15 protein-coding genes are annotated in these 16729 nt (G+C 36.0%); 13 read left to right on the top strand and 2 right to left on the bottom strand.

Features of this window, described 5'->3' with window-relative positions; all coding sequences use genetic code 11:
* The first annotated feature begins 1 nt into the window (after position 1).
* Both L1611_RS04595 and L1611_RS04590 read left to right on the top strand, forming a co-directional pair.
* A complete protein-coding gene (locus L1611_RS04595; RefSeq protein ID WP_236311904.1) occupies positions 2-757 on the top strand; it encodes a hypothetical protein in 756 nt (251 codons plus the stop codon).
* Positions 758-759: 2 nt separating this feature from the next.
* Positions 760-1767 (top strand): hypothetical protein, encoded by a 1008-nt coding sequence (locus L1611_RS04590; RefSeq protein ID WP_236311903.1) that lies wholly within the window; start codon positions 760-762, stop codon positions 1765-1767.
* A gap of 105 nt (positions 1768-1872) precedes the next feature.
* On the opposite strand, the gene L1611_RS04585 is transcribed toward L1611_RS04590, so the two are convergent.
* Positions 1873-3051 carry a tyrosine-type recombinase/integrase gene (locus L1611_RS04585; RefSeq protein ID WP_236311902.1) on the bottom strand — a complete coding sequence of 393 codons (1179 nt, stop codon included), beginning with the start codon at positions 3049-3051 and terminating at the stop codon, positions 1873-1875.
* 1 nt (position 3052) lies between these two features.
* The gene (locus L1611_RS04580) at positions 3053-4012 is read right to left on the bottom strand and encodes a hypothetical protein (protein ID WP_236311901.1); all 960 of its coding nucleotides are present in this window, start codon (positions 4010-4012) and stop codon (positions 3053-3055) included.
* Positions 4013-4145: 133 nt separating this feature from the next.
* Between L1611_RS04580 and L1611_RS04575 the strand changes: the two genes are divergently transcribed.
* The 11 genes from L1611_RS04575 to L1611_RS04525 all read left to right on the top strand — a co-directional run bounded on the left by L1611_RS04575 (position 4146) and on the right by L1611_RS04525 (position 16687).
* The gene (locus L1611_RS04575) at positions 4146-4334 is read left to right on the top strand and encodes a hypothetical protein (RefSeq protein WP_236311900.1); all 189 of its coding nucleotides are present in this window, start codon (positions 4146-4148) and stop codon (positions 4332-4334) included.
* A complete protein-coding gene (locus L1611_RS04570; RefSeq protein ID WP_322972511.1) occupies positions 4335-4523 on the top strand; it encodes a helix-turn-helix transcriptional regulator in 189 nt (62 codons plus the stop codon).
* A gap of 42 nt (positions 4524-4565) precedes the next feature.
* Complete coding sequence (locus L1611_RS04565; RefSeq protein ID WP_236311899.1) at positions 4566-5414, top strand: bifunctional DNA primase/polymerase; 849 nt, start codon at positions 4566-4568, stop codon at positions 5412-5414.
* Positions 5386-6912 (top strand): YfjI family protein, encoded by a 1527-nt coding sequence (locus tag L1611_RS04560; RefSeq protein WP_236311898.1) that lies wholly within the window; start codon positions 5386-5388, stop codon positions 6910-6912. Before L1611_RS04565 ends, L1611_RS04560 begins: the two co-directional genes overlap by 29 nt.
* Before the next feature lie 268 nt (positions 6913-7180).
* Entirely contained in the window at positions 7181-7603 is a 423-nt protein-coding gene (locus L1611_RS04555) for a helix-turn-helix domain-containing protein (RefSeq protein WP_236311897.1), read from the top strand.
* Positions 7604-7766: 163 nt separating this feature from the next.
* Positions 7767-11018 carry a type I restriction-modification system endonuclease gene (gene hsdR, locus L1611_RS04550; protein WP_407681692.1) on the top strand — a complete coding sequence of 1084 codons (3252 nt, stop codon included), beginning with the start codon at positions 7767-7769 and terminating at the stop codon, positions 11016-11018.
* Positions 11019-11020: 2 nt separating this feature from the next.
* Positions 11021-12505, top strand: a complete 1485-nt coding sequence (locus L1611_RS04545; protein WP_236311895.1) for a class I SAM-dependent DNA methyltransferase — start codon at positions 11021-11023, stop codon at positions 12503-12505.
* The gene (locus tag L1611_RS04540) at positions 12498-13994 is read left to right on the top strand and encodes a restriction endonuclease subunit S (protein ID WP_236311894.1); all 1497 of its coding nucleotides are present in this window, start codon (positions 12498-12500) and stop codon (positions 13992-13994) included. The genes L1611_RS04545 and L1611_RS04540 overlap by 8 nt, the downstream gene beginning before the upstream one ends.
* Positions 13995-14798: 804 nt before the next feature.
* The gene (locus L1611_RS04535; RefSeq protein ID WP_236311893.1) at positions 14799-15890 is read left to right on the top strand and encodes a response regulator aspartate phosphatase; all 1092 of its coding nucleotides are present in this window, start codon (positions 14799-14801) and stop codon (positions 15888-15890) included.
* Positions 15891-15904: 14 nt separating this feature from the next.
* Positions 15905-16336 carry a hypothetical protein gene (locus L1611_RS04530; RefSeq protein ID WP_236311892.1) on the top strand — a complete coding sequence of 144 codons (432 nt, stop codon included), beginning with the start codon at positions 15905-15907 and terminating at the stop codon, positions 16334-16336.
* A gap of 198 nt (positions 16337-16534) precedes the next feature.
* Positions 16535-16687, top strand: a complete 153-nt coding sequence (locus L1611_RS04525; protein ID WP_236311891.1) for a hypothetical protein — start codon at positions 16535-16537, stop codon at positions 16685-16687.
* The last annotated feature ends 42 nt before the right edge of the window (positions 16688-16729 follow it).

Raw genomic sequence — 16729 nt, 5'->3', positions numbered from 1 at the left:
TTTGACTAATACATTTAAATTCATAAAATGGCTCCTACAAGCAGGGTCTATCCCATTGGTTTTAATATTGGTATGGTTTTTAGAAATTCGTCCATTCACTTATCTATATACGAAAGCAGATAATCTTTTAGCTTTTGATTTAGCTTCTTTTATGGCAAAAAAGAATATTCCAATCACCATCTACGGAGCTATAGATGTGGCACTTCTTACTTTTTTGTATAACTTTGCAGTGATCATACTTTCGAAACTTTTCAAAAAACCTGTAGAAATTAAGATTTCGATTAGCGATTATAAAAGCAATCAAAACATAACTTCTATTCCATTTGATGAAGAACAAATAGGAATGCAAAGCCCAACGCATATAAAACTAAATGGAAAAATTAAGATTACATACGTTAAATGGTTGTTTGATTTAATTTTAAAAGGTATAAGAGTGAGTATTATTTGGCATCCAAAGTGGCTTTCAATTGAGCCTCAGATTAATGGTAGTCCCCAAATGATTGAATTATATAAACGTCCTGGAGAAATATCTTTAAATTTTTTAGACATGTTATCAGAAAGTGACTGGAGTACTACCATGGACGGGAAACTTTCTATTATGGCTAATTCCAATTTTAAACGAGACGGTTATATAAGCATTAAAGTTGGAATCAACTCTAAAAGTAAATTTATTAGAATTTGTTTTGATTGGGTTATGAATATTTTTGTCAAAACTGATTTGAAATCATGTAAAATTATTCTAGAGGAAGGAAGTTGAGTATGGAATTTCCGGTTATACTAGTTCAATTAGACAATATTCCAAATATAGAAGAAGCGTCTAAAAAACTTTTTGAAAATTCTAACTTGGATGCAAGGCCTGAAAGAGGGGAATGGCCGCAAGGGGATACTCTTCGGAAAAGATGGTTGCCAGGCAGTGCGGAAGAAACGCTAGGTGTAAATAAAATTATTTACAATGAACAGTTAGAATTTAAATACATTTATTTAACCGCATATATTGAGAGAGCAAAGAATATTGTAAAAAGTCAGAATGATGAGTGGTTGGATAGATCAGATAGAATAAATAAAGTTGAAACCGATGTTTTATTTTTTGAAAATGAGGATTCTGTATACGCTGCAATATATATGAACCTTACTAAAAGTCAATATAAATTAAATTTCATTTTAAAGGATTTAATGAAAGATGAGATATGGGGTTCAACTACATTGCTTCCCCCAGCATTCCATATATCGGATAGTACATATTATTGGCTTTTAAGTAAATTCTTAACTGGAGATAAGATTTTATCTGAAAGTCCTACTATGACTATAAAATCTTTCACAGGATATAGTGGTGCTGCAATAGATAATGCACATTTAATGTCAGGGGAAGGAGAACGAATCTCTGCTTTATTAGGTACTCTAGCCTTTATTTTCGGTGATGATACATTGAAATCATTAAGATTAAGTATAAGTTTTAATGAGAATGAAAACTTTTTATTTGAGCTAGCTCAAAAAGGAAATGTTCGTTTAATTGAATATGAAGGAGAAATTGCTTTTGAAGAAAGCCATAAAGAGAAAATTCTTCTTACATTAATTTTGTATAAATTAATAACTCCAGGTATCATTAACAGTTTTGAGAAAGCAGAAGTGGATGAAGAATGGAATAGTCAAATAAAGTTGGAGTTTATACATTCAGTGGGAGAGCAAATTATCTCTAAAGTAAAAGAAGAAATGGAAAAGACTGATAATATGCAAAAAGAAATGGCTAATGAGAAAGTCTCCACATAATTTAATCATTTATTCACAAAAAAAGGAACCTATGAAAATAGATTCCTTTTTTACGGTATGTTATGGGTAAACACTGAAAAATAACATCAATCTTTAAACTTTTTTCTAAGAATTAGTTGAAGCACTATTCATAAAAAAAGAATCAAAATGATTCGCTGCTTCCTGGTCTGCTTCTTGTAAAGCATGGCCATAGATATTCATGGTGGTACGGATATCGGCATGACCTAAGCGGCTGCTGATTGTTTTTGCGTGAACACCTTGATTAATCAGTAGAGTAGCAGATGTATGGCGTAGATCATGAAATCGGATGTAACGGAGGTTATTCTTGTTAATAAAACGTTTCCACCATGTTGTTACACTTGAAGGATGCAATGGTTTGCCATGCCAGGAAGAAAAAAGGAAGTAATAATTCCCACCTTCCCAATGGTCACCTGCTTTCATTCGTTCTTTATTTGTAAAGTGTTTGTATGTTTTCAAAGCTTCGATTAGGGATGCAGGAAGTGAAACCATTCTAATAGAGTTTTTCGTTTTGGGTTCTTTAACAATGTGCTGTTTATTCGTATATGTGAGTGTTTGTTTTATTTGTATAGTGCCTTTTTCGAGATCAACATTTTTCCATTCCAGTCCTAACAGCTCTCCACGTCTCATTCCTGTAGTTAAGGCAAGTATAACCATTATTCTCCACATCGGCTTTTCTTTTCTTAAATGGGTGAAAACTTCCGTTGCTTCTTTTTGGCTAAATACCGATGTTTCTTTTTGTATCCTTTTAGGTTTCTTAACCGTTTCAACAGGACTTTTCTTTATCAATTGCCATTCTACAGCCCTGGAAAAAATATTTCGCAATATTCGGTGGTTATATTCTACTGATGAAGAAGATAACACCCCACTTTTCCCGTCTTGTCTTTGACCCTCCTCTTGAAGGTGTTCTAGAAAATTAACAATATCAATTGGCTTGATTTGGCTTAAATTCTTATGGCCAAAATAGGGGATAATCCGATTCTTCAAATGAGTTCGATATGAAGTTATAGTCGCAGGGCTGAGGTGTTTTTCAGCATATTTCTTTTCCCATTCAATTATAAAAGCAGCAAATTTCATCTTTTCGGGAGCGATATATTCACCCGCTTCAACTTCCGTAATGAACTTTGCTAATTCTTTTTTTGCTTCACTTTTTGTTTTACATTTCACTGTCTTGGTTCTCTTAATTCTTTTACCGTGTTGATCATAACCTAGGCTATATATAAGTCTCCAAGATTCTTGCCCCCGTTTTTCTATACTTCCAGCCACATTATTTATCCCCTTTCTTTTTTGCATTATGGGCCATGACTCTGCATGAGTCAGAACAAAACTTTTTCCGCCCAGACTTTGTAAATGGGTCTCCACAGTATGGACAAAATAAAACATTTTCATTGTTACTTATGAGGGTCCATAAATCGTAATAAATAGCCCCCAATAAATAATTAGTGATATAAGTTTCTTTGAACCTAAACCCAATAGAGGATTTTTGGGAAGGAACAATATCACCAAAATCTAAATTAATGGTGTTCTTCATTCTATTTCTTATCACATTGCCTAAAATGTGAACTCCAGCAAGTTCATCTAAGTGATCAATATCCTCTCGTGTGGTTAAGTCTTCCTCATATATATAAACTGGAATTTTTTCTCCTCCATCTATCCATTCAAAGTCTCCTTGTGCAGATGAATTGTAGTTTACTATATCACCAATAATATCTGTGTTTGTTTCAATATTTTTCTTTTTCAATGTGCTATATATTTTTAGTAAGTTTTTGACCTCTTTAATATGATGTCGCCAAAAGTAAACAGGTTCGAACACAGTTGGATAATAATAGTCGATGGTACCACTAGAAGGCTGAGTTAAAATCCCAAGCAAACCGTATTTATTTGCAAATGCTAGGATTTCCTTATCTGTCTCTAAGGAGGCGAATTCTTTGGCAATCCCCTTTGTATCCTTTCTTATATCTTTATAATCATCAACCATACTGAAAAGGCACGGCGTGTCCATCTTTATTAGCTGTTGCACAAAGAAATCATAATTTGTCATTGCTATAGGAGATTTAATGAATTGTTGGACAAAAAGGCTTTCGTATATCGAACGCCTATTCATCCCTCTTAACCATTTTTCATCTACCTCTTTTGGAATAGTTTCTTGTTTTATGTCTTTCAGACTCGTTGTACTTTCCATTTTAATCTGACCGCTATGATGAATTGTTTCATAAATAAGTTCCAATATAATCCCTCCAAAAAATAAAAATTAACGTAATTTAACGATATAAAGCTATAAATATCTTAAATATCGTTAAATTTAATGATAATTTAAGTATATATCAACAACATCATTAAAATCAACAGGAGGATAGATATTGAAGAATGAAGATCTCAGAGAGGCAATAAGTAAGGCAGGATTAAAACACTGGCAAGTAGCGGAAGCAGTTGGGATACATGAGGGCAATTTCAGCAGGTTGTTGCGTAAGGAATTATCTATCGAAAAGAAAAAAGAAATCCATAATATCATCGATAATTTGAAAAATGATCCTAAGGGAGAGGTCTAATTGCGTATAAAAATGAGAGTTGCAGAAGTTGCGGAGTATCTAGGTGTGTCTAAGGATTTGGTTTACCAGTTGGTACGTGAGAAAGAAATTCCCCATGTTCGATTAAGCAAAAGAGTACTGATATTTGATCGTCATTCAATTGATGATTGGATAAGTGATCAGGAGTACAAAAATGAAAAAGGTAATTAACCATGGAAGGAGGGTGTACCAATAATTTCTTCTTATTCAGAAATGCATATATCAGCCATAGCCTACACTCAAAGTTTAGGCTGGCCAGTGATTCCTTTACACGGTATTTCATTTGATAATTGCACTTGTGGGAGACAATGTGGCAGTGAAGGGAAGCACCCACTTATAGCAAAAGGGGTTCATGCAGCAACAAGAGATCTACATTTGATCAATCAATGGTGGAAGAAATGGCCTCAGGCGAATATCGGCATCCCAACTGGTAGTATAAGTGGAGTTATTGCTTTAGATATAGATCCTCGTAATGGAGGAGATGACTCATTCCACAATCTGATGGTAGAACACGGCAGACTTCCTCAAACAGTTGAAGCACTTACAGGCGGCGATGGTCGACATATTCTATTTAAAACATCTCCTTATAGGCGAATTAAAAATAAGGTTGGCATTTTACCAGGTATCGATATCAGAGGGGATGGTGGTTATATTGTAGTATCTCCTTCTGTTCATATTAGTGGTCAGCGTTATAAATGGGAAGTATCAAGTCGTCCAGATAAAAGTCCACTAGCAAATATACCGGAATGGTTATTCCGACTAATAGGAGATCCACAGCAGGAGAAGAAGATAAAGAAACCTGCAAGCTATTGGATAGAAATTCTTAAAGGTGTTCCTGAGGGAAATCGTAACATGTCTGCAGCCTCTCTTGCCGGTTATTTATTAAGACATGGTATAGCCGCTCCTGTAGCATATGAAATAATGCTCTTATGGAACGAACGGAATACCCCTCCAGAGTCACAGAAAGTAATGGAGACTACGTTTAATAGTATTCTAAAACGCGAGATAGAACGATTGAAAGGGAGGGGAATGAATGGGGATAAACATCCAACAAATGGCTGAATATGAATCTTTGAAAGAAGGGAAAAAATCAGAGATGAAGCAGGAGGGAGTACAATGGGTAAAGCCTGTTCCTATAGATGAATATGAACTACCTGTCTTTCCCGTACATGTGTTCCCTGTTTGGTTGCGGGATTATGTCAAAGGGGTGGCTGAGTCTACACAAACTCCCATAGATGCAGCTGGTATGGCAACAATATCTGTTTTATCAACAACCTTGATGAAAAAATTCTACGTAAAGTTATCAGGAGAATGGAGTGAATCTTTGAACACATATTCTATTATATCACTCCCTTCGGGTAATCGTAAAAGTGCTGTGTTCAAAGCTTTGCAAGAGCCGATAACAATTTTTGAACAACAAGAAAGAGAGCGGTTGGGTCTGAAAGTCTCTAAACAAAAAGCAATATTAAAAGCAAAACGAAAACGATTAGAGCGACATGAAAAAGAGTATGCAAAAAATGGGGAAGAAGCAACATTAAAGGAAATTAAGGATTTAACCAACGAAATACAAGAAGAAAAGTTACTCACTATACCACGTTATATAACAGAAGATGTAACGCCGGAAAAACTTGCGGATTTATTAGCTGAAAATAATGAAAAAATGGCTATTTTATCGGCAGAAGGAGGCGGGATTTTCAGTATTATGGCTGGACGATATTCTTCCGATGGAAAAGCGAATATTGAAATATTTTTAAAAGGCTTCAGCGGGGACTATTGTGCAGTTGATCGGATAGGGAGGGCTGCTAAGGTTTTACGAAATCCTGCTCTGACTATTGGACTATTTGTACAGCCCCACGTTGTGCAGGATACTCCACCTAGTTTTCAAGAAAGGGGGTTGATGCCTAGGTTTCTATATTCTTTTCCTAAATCACTGGTCGGAAACCGTAAAATAAGACCAGAGTCAATAAAGGAAGAAGTGAAAAATGCTTATTCTACAACGATTAGGAATTTATTAAGTTTTGAAGTACCTGATCCTATCCAGCTTACACTTGATGAAAACGCACGAAGGTTAGAGGAAACGTTGAGGGAAGATGTGGAAAGTATGTTCTTGGAAGGGGGTGATTTGGCAGAGATGAAGGAGTGGGGAAGTAAGTTGGCGGGTCAGATCATACGAGTTGCAGGTTTATTACATGTAGCTGATTACGCAAACGAATTACCTTTTAGTAATACGAAAATTGAAGAAATATCACCACAGATTAACGAGCTGACTTTTTCTAGAGCACGGCAGCTTACAAAATATTTTATAGAACATGCCAAAGCTGCTTATGATTGTATGAAGGCTGATAGAAGAACAGAAGACGTTAAATATTTGTTGAATGTCATTAAAAAAAAGCAAAAATCCGTAATTGAGTATAGAGAAATACAAATGCTCACAAGAAAACGGTTTTATAGAGCAGAACATTTGAAAAATACATTATTTGATTTAGAGGATCGTGGTTACATTCGGAAAAAGGAGGGTAGAAAAAAGGTTTATCAGGTTAACCCGTATTTCTTATCGTAAAGTCTTTTGAAAGACCCACTTTGCCCACATTAATTTATAAAACCTGACAGTTAAAGGTAGCTATTGTGGGTCAATCCTAAACACACAACCCACAATTACCCACATTAACAAAAGCTTTATGGTCATTTAAATGTGGGTAATGTGGAATATGTACTAACAAGGGGGACCACATAGCAAAACCAAGTATTCTAAGTAATTGCATCGAATCGTGGGTAATGTGGGTAAAAAGAGTTTGTTGGTGATTATGATATCTAAGAAGGATGATTATATGAAAGACAATAAAACTAAGCAAAAATTCATTGAATTGAGAGCTGCTGGGATCAGCTTTGATAAGATTGCAAAGCAATTGAATGTTGCTAAATCTACCCTGATCGATTGGTCTAAAGAGTTTGAGTATGAAGTGGCCAATCTGAAAACCATGGAAATGGAGGCTTTACAAGAGCAATACTTTATTGCAAAGAAGAATCGGATTGAAACTATCGGAGAGCAGACAAAAAAGTTGCAAGAGGAGCTTAGTCAACGTGATTTTTCTAACGTTCCAACAGAAAAATTATGTGAGATATTCCTGAAATATATGCACACTCTTAAACAGGAGGAAGTAGAACCTGTTTTCCAAAGGGAGAAAGGTACAGACGAAAGTCTTGATGATATGTTGAATATGACTACGGTGGAACGTTGGAAAGCGAACTAAAACACTACCAAAATCGACCAATATGTTATAAAGGAAGCTGGTACTTATAATAGTACCAGTTTTTTTATGGAATAATTTTTAAGATGGAGTTAAGTAGGCTCTAAAGTTTGTTACAATGGAATTGTAAATAAAAGTTAGGTTCTCTTTTATGGGGGTGAGCTTGTTGAAAGACAGTAACTTTTACTTTCTTGATGACCATTGGAGTCTATTAACCAATTTAGGCGAAACTGCTGAACGAAATTTATATATTGATCCCAACACTACTTTAATAAAACTTCGACTCTTTGCTGAGACATTGACCAAATACGTCTTAGCTTATGAGGAAATAAAGGAAACATATGATACAAACCAGGTTGATCGTTTAAGTGTACTTAGAAGAGATGATCTAATAACCGAAGAATTATATACCATGCTGGATACGATACGAAGGAAAGGAAATAAGGCAGTCCATGAAGCTGGATATGGGACGGAACAGGAAGCCCACGCTTTATTACATATGGCCTTTCGGTTATCTGTCTGGTTGATGCAGGTATATGGAGATTGGGACTTTAAGGAACCAGAGTTCCAAGAACCCGTCCAAAAGCAAACAATAGATGAAGAAGAACTTAAGAAGTTATCTAGGTCATATGAAGACAAAGTTGCACAACTTGAAAGTCAACTTGAAAAATTAAGACAGGAACAGGCATATGTTTCATCTACTGATAAATTACAGCGTAAAAAAGGCGCGAAATCTTTAGGTAGCCGTTTTAAGCTGACAGAAGAAGAGACCCGCATCCTTATTGATGAACAACTAAGAAAAGCAGGATGGGAAGCGGATACTGAAAAACTTAGATACGGTAAAGGAGTTCGACCTAAAAAAGGAAAGGACCTTGCGATAGCAGAATGGCCTTTAAAAAAGGGATATGCTGACTATGCTTTGTTTATTGGTCTAGAATTTGTAGGAATCATTGAAGCGAAACGGGCTAGTAAAAACATCATTTCTGACATAGAGCAAGCAAAAGGTTATGCTAGATTGGTAGTAAAACATGATGAAGAAGAAATCCAAACTCCATATGGCGATTACTTTGTCCCTTTTTTGTTTGCGACAAATGGTCGTCCATATGTAAAGCAATTTGAAGAGAAATCTGGGATATGGTTTTTAGATGCCAGAAAACCAACAAATCATCCCCGTCCCTTGAAAGCTTGGTATTCACCGCAAGGGATAAAAGAATTACTAAAGAAAGACATCGATCAAGCAAACAAAAAGCTTCAAGATGAAACATTGGATTATCTAAATTTACGTCCCTATCAAGAAGAGGCAATTAAGGCTGTTGAGAATACTCTTGAAAGAGAACAAAGAGAGATATTGATTGCAATGGCCACTGGCACAGGTAAAACAAGAATGGCGATTGGACTGATCTATCGTCTTATTAAACATAATCGGTTTAACCGGATCCTCTTTTTAGTTGACAGAACTGCTCTAGGAGAACAGGCTGAGGCGGCGTTCAAAGATTCAAAGTTGGAAAGCTATCATTCGTTTACAGAAATCTTCGAACTTCAGACATTACAAGATGTAAAGCCCAATCCTGAAACTAAGGTGCACATCGCTACAGTTCAAGGTATGTTAAAAAGGCTCTTTTATTCAGATACAGACACAGAGCAAGAACCCCCAACAGTAGATCAGTATGATTGCATTATAGTGGATGAAGCACACCGGGGATATACGCTCGATAAGGAAATGTCGGATGTTGAAGAGCTTTTCCGTGATCATGCCGATTATGTAAGTAAATATCGTCAAGTACTGGATTACTTTGATGCAGTTCGTATTGGACTGACAGCTACACCTGCTTTACACACTGCTGAAATTTTCGGAAAGCCTGTCTTTAATTATTCTTACCGTGAAGCGGTAGTAGATGGCTATTTAATTGACCATGAGCCACCTTACCAATTCGAAACAACCTTAAAGAAACATGGAATCCAGTGGTCTGCTGGTGAAACTGTACAAGTCTACAACACTCGTACTGGTGAAATTGAAACAGAGTTACTGGAAGATGAGGTCAACATTGAAGTAACCCAGTTTAATAAGATGGTTATCACTGAAAACTTCAACAAAGCAATCTTATCTGAATTGGCAAATTACATTGATCCTGCCAGTGCGGGTAAAACATTGATATTTGCTGCAACAGATGATCATGCAGATATGGTTGTTCGTATTTTTAAAAAAGAATTAGAAGAAATTCATGGTCCAATCAATGATAATACTGTAATGAAAATCACTGGTTCAATAAAGGACCCATCGCAGGCAATCCGCCTTTTTAAAAATGAGCGGCTACCGAATATCGTAGTTACAGTTGATTTGTTGACGACTGGCATTGATGTTCCGACCATCTCTAACCTTGTTTTCTTAAGACGTGTGCGCTCTCGTATTTTATATGAACAAATGCTTGGACGCGCAACCCGAAGGTCCGATGTTATTGGAAAAGATCATTTCTCTATCTATGATGCTGTGGGACTCTACGAATCATTAGAACCATATTCAAAAATGAAACCTGTTGTAAAAAGACCAAAAGTAACCGTTCATCAATTAGTAGAGGAACTGGAGCAGATTCAAAACACAGAACAAAAAACACAGCACAAGGAAGAACTTATTGCGAAAGTCCAACGTAAAAAACAACGCTGGACTGACAAAGACCATGAAGATTTCAAGGTACTATCAGGCGGTAAAACAATCAATGAGTTTGTTGAATGGATAAAACAATCAAAACCAGAAGAAGTAGTTGATAAACTGACTACCAATCAAAACATTCTCCAATATCTAGATGAGAATAGAGGAAGACCTGTCCTCCAGTACATCTCAACTCATGAGGATGAGGTTAAAGAAGTTACCCGCGGTTATGGTAACGCAGAAAAGCCGGAGGATTATTTGCAAAGCTTCGATCAGTTCATAAAAGAAAATATGAACCTGATTCCTGCACTCCAGGTTGTCTGTACACGTCCGAAAGAATTGACAAGAGAACAATTAAGAGAATTAAGAATCGCATTAGACCAAAAAGGATTTACCGAAAAAAGCCTCCAGACCGCATGGAGAGATGCGAAAAATGAAGATATAGCAGCTGACATCATCAGCTTCATCCGCCAACAAGCACTTGGTGATCCTTTGATCGACCATGAAGAGCGGATTAAAAAGGCTATGAAAAAAATCTATTCAATGAAACCCTGGCCAAAAGTCCAGAAGGCCTGGTTGGAACGAATCGAAAAACAATTGCTGAAAGAATCGGTATTGGACCCTGATCCAGAAAAGGCATTTAATGTAGAACCATTCAAGAGTCGTGGTGGGTATAAACAACTAAACAAAATATTTGGTGGACAACTGGACGATATCGTTAGTAAAATCAACTATGCATTATATGTTAAGGATGAAAAGGAGCAAGCATAAGAATGGGCAACCAACAGATTGTACAGAAGCTATGGAATTTATGTAATGTTTTACGGGATGATGGGATCACCTATCATCAATACGTTACAGAGTTAACTTATCTTTTATTTTTAAAGATGATGAAAGAAACAGACAATGAGGAATCCATACCAGAAGAATATCGTTGGGATTCACTAACGAAACTTCATGGGCTTAAGTTAAAAACCCATTATCAAAAATTGCTTATTGACCTTGGTCAGGAAAGCAATACTATTTTAAGTCAGATTTATACAAACGCAAAAACAAATATTGATGAACCGAAAAACCTGGAAAAAATCATCCGCTCCATTGATGAGCTGGATTGGTACAGTGCGAAAGAAGAAGGACTTGGTGACTTATACGAGGGCTTACTCGAAAAGAATGCGAGTGAAACGAAATCCGGAGCGGGACAGTATTTTACTCCTCGTACCTTAATCGATGTTATTGTAAAATTAACCGATCCAAAACCTAGTGAACGATGCAATGACCCAGCAGCTGGTACATTTGGTTTTATGATTGCAGCTGACCGCCACGTCCGTGAGCAAACAGATGACTATTTCGATCTAGGAGAAAAAGAATCGGAATTTCAAAAATATAAAGCATTTACTGGTGTGGAGCTTGTAAAAGACACACATCGTTTAGCTTTGATGAATGCAATGCTTCATGACATCCAGGGTGAGATTATAATTGGGGACACTTTATCAGAGCTTGGAAAAGACCTTAAGAACTTTGATGTAATTATGACCAATCCTCCATTTGGGACGAAGCAAGGAGGAGAACGTCCGACACGTGACGACTTGACGTTTGCAACAACTAACAAGCAGTTAAACTTCCTTCAGCATATCTACCGTGCATTGAAACCAGATGGTAAAGCACGTGCTGCAGTTGTCTTACCTGATAACGTGCTTTTTGAAAGTGGGATAGGTACAAAAATCCGTGAAGACCTAATGGACAAATGTAATTTACATACGATATTACGTTTACCAACAGGTATTTTCTATGCACAAGGTGTAAAGACGAATGTTTTATTTTTTACCCGAGAAACAAGTGACAAGAACAGCACGAAAAATGTGTGGGTATACGATTTACGAACAAACATGCCGAGCTTTGGTAAAAGAAATCGATTAACCGAAAAGCACTTTAAAGGATTTGTAAAAGCTTATAAAGCAGAGGACCGAGCGAACATAAAAGATGAACGCTTTAATGTATTTACGCGTGAGGAAATTAAGAAAAAAGATAACAGCTTAGATATTGGTTTGGTTGCAGATGATTCACTATCTGTATATGAAAATCTTCCTGATCCAATTGATTCTGCCGAAGAAGCAATAGCAAAACTAGAACAAGCTGTTGAGTTATTGAGTGAAGTAGCAATAGAGTTGAGAAAAGTAGAAAATGGAATCAGCTATGAGAATACCACCTATAGCATTGATAAGGTTGCTGAAACTGTTGAGGTGGGTGGCAATGACTAAGAAAGTAAAAAAGCAAAATTCAATTGAGGAATTATTAGAGGAAGCAGTTATTCCTGAAGAAGAACAACCTTATAATGTGCCAAAAAATTGGATTTGGACTAATTTAGGTTCTTTAACAAATGTGGTTGGCGGAGGGACCCCAAAATCAAAAGTAATTGAATATTATGAAAATGGAACTGTTCCTTGGATTACACCCGCTGATTTATCTGGATATAAAAATATGTTTATAGAAAGAGGCAAAAGGAATATCACTAAATTAGGGCTCGAAAAGAGTTCTGCAAAACTTTTACAAATTAATACTGTTTTGTTATCGTCTAGGGCACCAATAGGTTATGTTGTTATAGCTGCGAAAGAGTTATCAACAAATCAAGGATTTAAAAGTTTCTTACCAACGAATGCAATATACCCCCGGTATTTATATTGGTATTTAAAAAATTCAAAAGCGTATCTTGAATCGATGGCAAGTGGAAGTACTTTTAAAGAAATTTCTGGCTCACGGTGTAAAAACATAAAAATACCTTTAGCTCCCTTAAATGAACAAATACGAATTGCTGATAAAGTTGAACGCCTTATAAATAAAATTGATGAAGCAAAGCAGTTGATTGATGAAGCAAAGGAAACGTTTGAACTTCGTCGAGCAGCTATTCTGGATAAAGCTTATCGGGGGGAGTTGACTGCATGGTGGAGAGAAGAAAATCCTAATGAAGAGACTGCAACTACTTTATTAAAAAAAGTTAAAGAAAAACAAAGTAAAACTGATGGCAAAAAGAAAAAAGGAAAAAAATTAGAGCCAGTAATCGATGAACCTTTTGTGTTACCGAAAGGTTGGAAGTGGGTATGCCTAGGTGAAATTGCCTCAATTAAAGGGGGGAAAAGATTACCTAAAGGTCATAACCTTGTTGATCATCAAACCTCTAATCCTTATGTTCGTGTTACAGACTTTAGGGATTATTCGGTAGATATTTCAGGTATAAAGTATATAACTGAAGAAACAGCAAGTAAAATATCCAGATATATCATTACTTCCGATGATTTATATATTTCTATTGCAGGAACTATTGGAAAGATTGGTGATATTCCTAAAGAAATTAGTGGTGCCAATCTAACTGAAAATGCTGCAAAAATAACCGATATTGATGGAACTGACAAGCATTTTTTATTGTATTTGTTAAATAGTCGCATTGTCCAGGACCAAATTAAAAAAGCCGTTGTCTCAACTAGTCAACCTAAATTGGCTCTATTTAGAATAGAGGGATTGAAAGTCCCATTGCCACCATTACAAGAACAAAATATAATTAAGCAAATCGTGAAAAAATTATTAGATAGAGAACTTAAAAGTGAAGAAACCATAAATGTTTTTGAGAAGTGTGATTATATTAAAAGCTCTGTTTTGTCTAAAGCTTACTGCGGTGAACTTGGAACAAACGATCAAACAGAGGAAAGCTCAATTGAATTATTAAAGGAAGTGCTTAAAGAACAGTTAAACTAAAAGTGTTAAATAAGAAAGAATATTCTTGCCATTTACCTATAATATTCGTTCTAATTTCACTAAAATTGATTCAGAATTGGGAACCAATTGGGGACTAACTTAACCTTGTCGTCCCCAATCCAATCCTACATTATCAAAAGCTCTTTAATTTAAAGTCTATAAAATCAACGTTTTCAAACCGATTCTGTTATAATCAAAAGATATGTCCATCTCTGGCAGCGAAGAGGTCAGCGGTTCGAGCCCGCTATGCTCCACCATAACAGATTACAACAAGTCCTTGATATGAAGGGCTTTTTTTGTTGGTACAGATTATATTCATATTACTACAACAGTTTTCTACGCTTGACTTAGAGTTAACGCTAAGTGGTATGGTTTTTTATGCAAGCAGACAAAGAAGTTTATTGTTCGAAGGGAAGAAGTAAGCATAAAAGTGAGGTGTAAGGATGGTGTATTGCATAGGTGAGATAGCAGAAAATAATAGGTTTTAGCGTAGCGAACATACTTTGATATATTACGAAAAAAGGATTAGTCGTCGTCCTACTCGCTATCTGGATTGTACTGAAAAAAATTATTATAAAATTGACCCCAATTTAAGCAAAATTCAAGGCGATACTTAAAGTAAGGGTCTTTTTTCAACGTTCGCCAAATATTCAATTTCCCTAATGTAGTGCTTTTTTGCCACTTTTCTTCATTCATAGTGTAAATGGACTATCTATTGATAATAGAAAGGTTTTTATTGAAGAAAGTCGAAAAACTGTGTAAATAGACGTCATTCGTATTATTTAAAGGAGATGAATAATTAAAATGAAAGTCATGGTAAGTTCAAGTGAGATGACTAACCTTTTGAATTCCTGGTACGTAATGATTCGTGATCGTAATGTCGAAAAAGCTTTGAAATTAAAGGAAGAGATCGATGAGAAGATAAACCATATGGAGGAAAATCAGAATCTGCTTCTCTATTATTCACTCTTAACTTTCCGGTACAATCTGATCCATTCCAAAACAATAGAGGATGCAGATCTACTCATGCTTGAAATTAATCAAGACAAAAATGAGATGGATGATATGCTTGAGTATTACTATCAATTTTTTAAAGGTATCTATCTATACAGACAAAAGAAGTATGAAGACGCACTGACCCACTTCCATTATGCTGAAAAAAGGCTGACCTCTATTCCCGACCCCATTGAGACGGCAGAATTCCACTATAAATTAGCATCCGTTTACTCTCAGCACCTTGATATTCTAAATTCGATCCAACATACATTCAAGGCTATAGAAATTTTTCAAACAGACGAACATTATCATTTACGCACCGCCGATTGTAAAAATCTACTAGGAACCAATCATATCCTCCTTGGGAACTATGATCGCGCAGAATATTATTTGAATAAGGCAATAAAGTATGCTCAACTTGTAAAATGTTTAGAAACTGAATCTGTGTCCTTGCAAAACCTTGGTTGGATGTACTCAAGAAAGGGGGAATCGACTAAAGCAATCGAGTATCTTGAAAAAAGCCTTACATGGATGGTGGAAAATGATGAATATCAATACCAAGTAAAAACCATGTACATAATGGCAAACGAGTATTTCAGACTTCAACAAAATGAAAATGCAATGTACTGGGTAAACCGATGCTATGATATTTGCGGACACACCAAGGATTCTGAATATCTTGGGAAGTTGAATATCCTAAAAGCAAAACATACATTAAACCTGCAGGATTACATGTGTGTCCTAAGGGAAGAAATTTCTTCGTATCTCGACAAAAAATATTGGGGAAATTTAGAGGAATTCAGTCATGAATTGGCGAAATATTATGAACAAGAGAGAAACATCAAAGAGGCCATGAAGTATTACAAACTGGTCATCCACGCCAAAAACAAATTAAGCTAAGGAGGATTTTTTGGATGAAGAAAGTGGTTGTCTTGTTGATGTTGTCACTGTCTGTCGTTATTTTGCCAATGTTCCTCAGCACAAGTGAAGCACATGATGGGATCATCAAAGATTCACCTGCAAAGCTTGCACATGACGGGATTATCAAAGACTCTGTAGACCTGCTAACACACGATGGAATCATCAAAGACTCACCTGCGAAGCTTGCACATGACGGGATTATCAAAGACTCTGTAGACCTGCTGGCACATGATGGAATCATCAAAGACTCACCTGCGAAGCTTGCACATGATGGGATTATCAAAGACTCTGTAGACCTGCTGGCACATGATGGAATCATCAAAGACTCACCTGCGAAGCTTGCACATGACGGGATCATCAAAGACTCTGTAGACCTGCTGGCACACGACGGAATCATCAAAGACTCACCTCCAAATGACGTATAAATACAAGTTATTATGAAGTAAATGATTCCTAAAGTGCCTTAAATCGGCACTTTTTTCTTTTTAAATGTATTTGCTTTTATACTGGGTTAAATGACCATTTTCCCCTAATACAAATAGGGCTAACTTCTCAGTTTGTTTAAAAATTTTTGACGATAATATGAGAGATACTTTGATGGAGTATAAAAGATAGGAGGAGTAATGGATAGAGAGGCAGATTTAATAAGAGAGATAAGAGGCTTGATCAAGGAATTCCAAAAAGATCTTCCAGAAGACAAACGAAGAGAAATTTTTAATAAAATCATATACTTAACAGGCTCTTTATTAAAAATAAGTAAAAAAGCAAAGCAATAGTGAATCTCTCACTTTTGAAAAAATTGCGTATTTGATATCGAT

Source organism: Pseudalkalibacillus salsuginis (assembly GCF_021646685.1).
Lineage (GTDB): Bacteria > Bacillota > Bacilli > Bacillales > Fictibacillaceae > Pseudalkalibacillus > Pseudalkalibacillus salsuginis.
The sequence above is the reverse complement of the archived record's forward strand: the minus strand, read 5'-3'. Positions and strand labels throughout refer to the sequence as shown.

What these genes read in the sequence shown, in the direction of transcription:
- L1611_RS04590 (WP_236311903.1), top strand. Translation starts at nt 760, where the DNA reads ATGGAATTTCCGGTTATACTAGTTCAATTAGACAATATTCCAAATATA.
- L1611_RS04565 (WP_236311899.1), top strand. Translation starts at nt 4,566, where the DNA reads ATGCATATATCAGCCATAGCCTACACTCAAAGTTTAGGCTGGCCAGTG.
- L1611_RS04560 (WP_236311898.1), top strand. Translation starts at nt 5,386, where the DNA reads ATGGGGATAAACATCCAACAAATGGCTGAATATGAATCTTTGAAAGAA.
- L1611_RS04555 (WP_236311897.1), top strand. Translation starts at nt 7,181, where the DNA reads ATGAAAGACAATAAAACTAAGCAAAAATTCATTGAATTGAGAGCTGCT.
- L1611_RS04545 (WP_236311895.1), top strand. Translation starts at nt 11,021, where the DNA reads ATGGGCAACCAACAGATTGTACAGAAGCTATGGAATTTATGTAATGTT.
- L1611_RS04540 (WP_236311894.1), top strand. Translation starts at nt 12,498, where the DNA reads ATGACTAAGAAAGTAAAAAAGCAAAATTCAATTGAGGAATTATTAGAG.
- L1611_RS04535 (WP_236311893.1), top strand. Translation starts at nt 14,799, where the DNA reads ATGAAAGTCATGGTAAGTTCAAGTGAGATGACTAACCTTTTGAATTCC.
- L1611_RS04530 (WP_236311892.1), top strand. Translation starts at nt 15,905, where the DNA reads ATGAAGAAAGTGGTTGTCTTGTTGATGTTGTCACTGTCTGTCGTTATT.
- L1611_RS04525 (WP_236311891.1), top strand. Translation starts at nt 16,535, where the DNA reads ATGGATAGAGAGGCAGATTTAATAAGAGAGATAAGAGGCTTGATCAAG.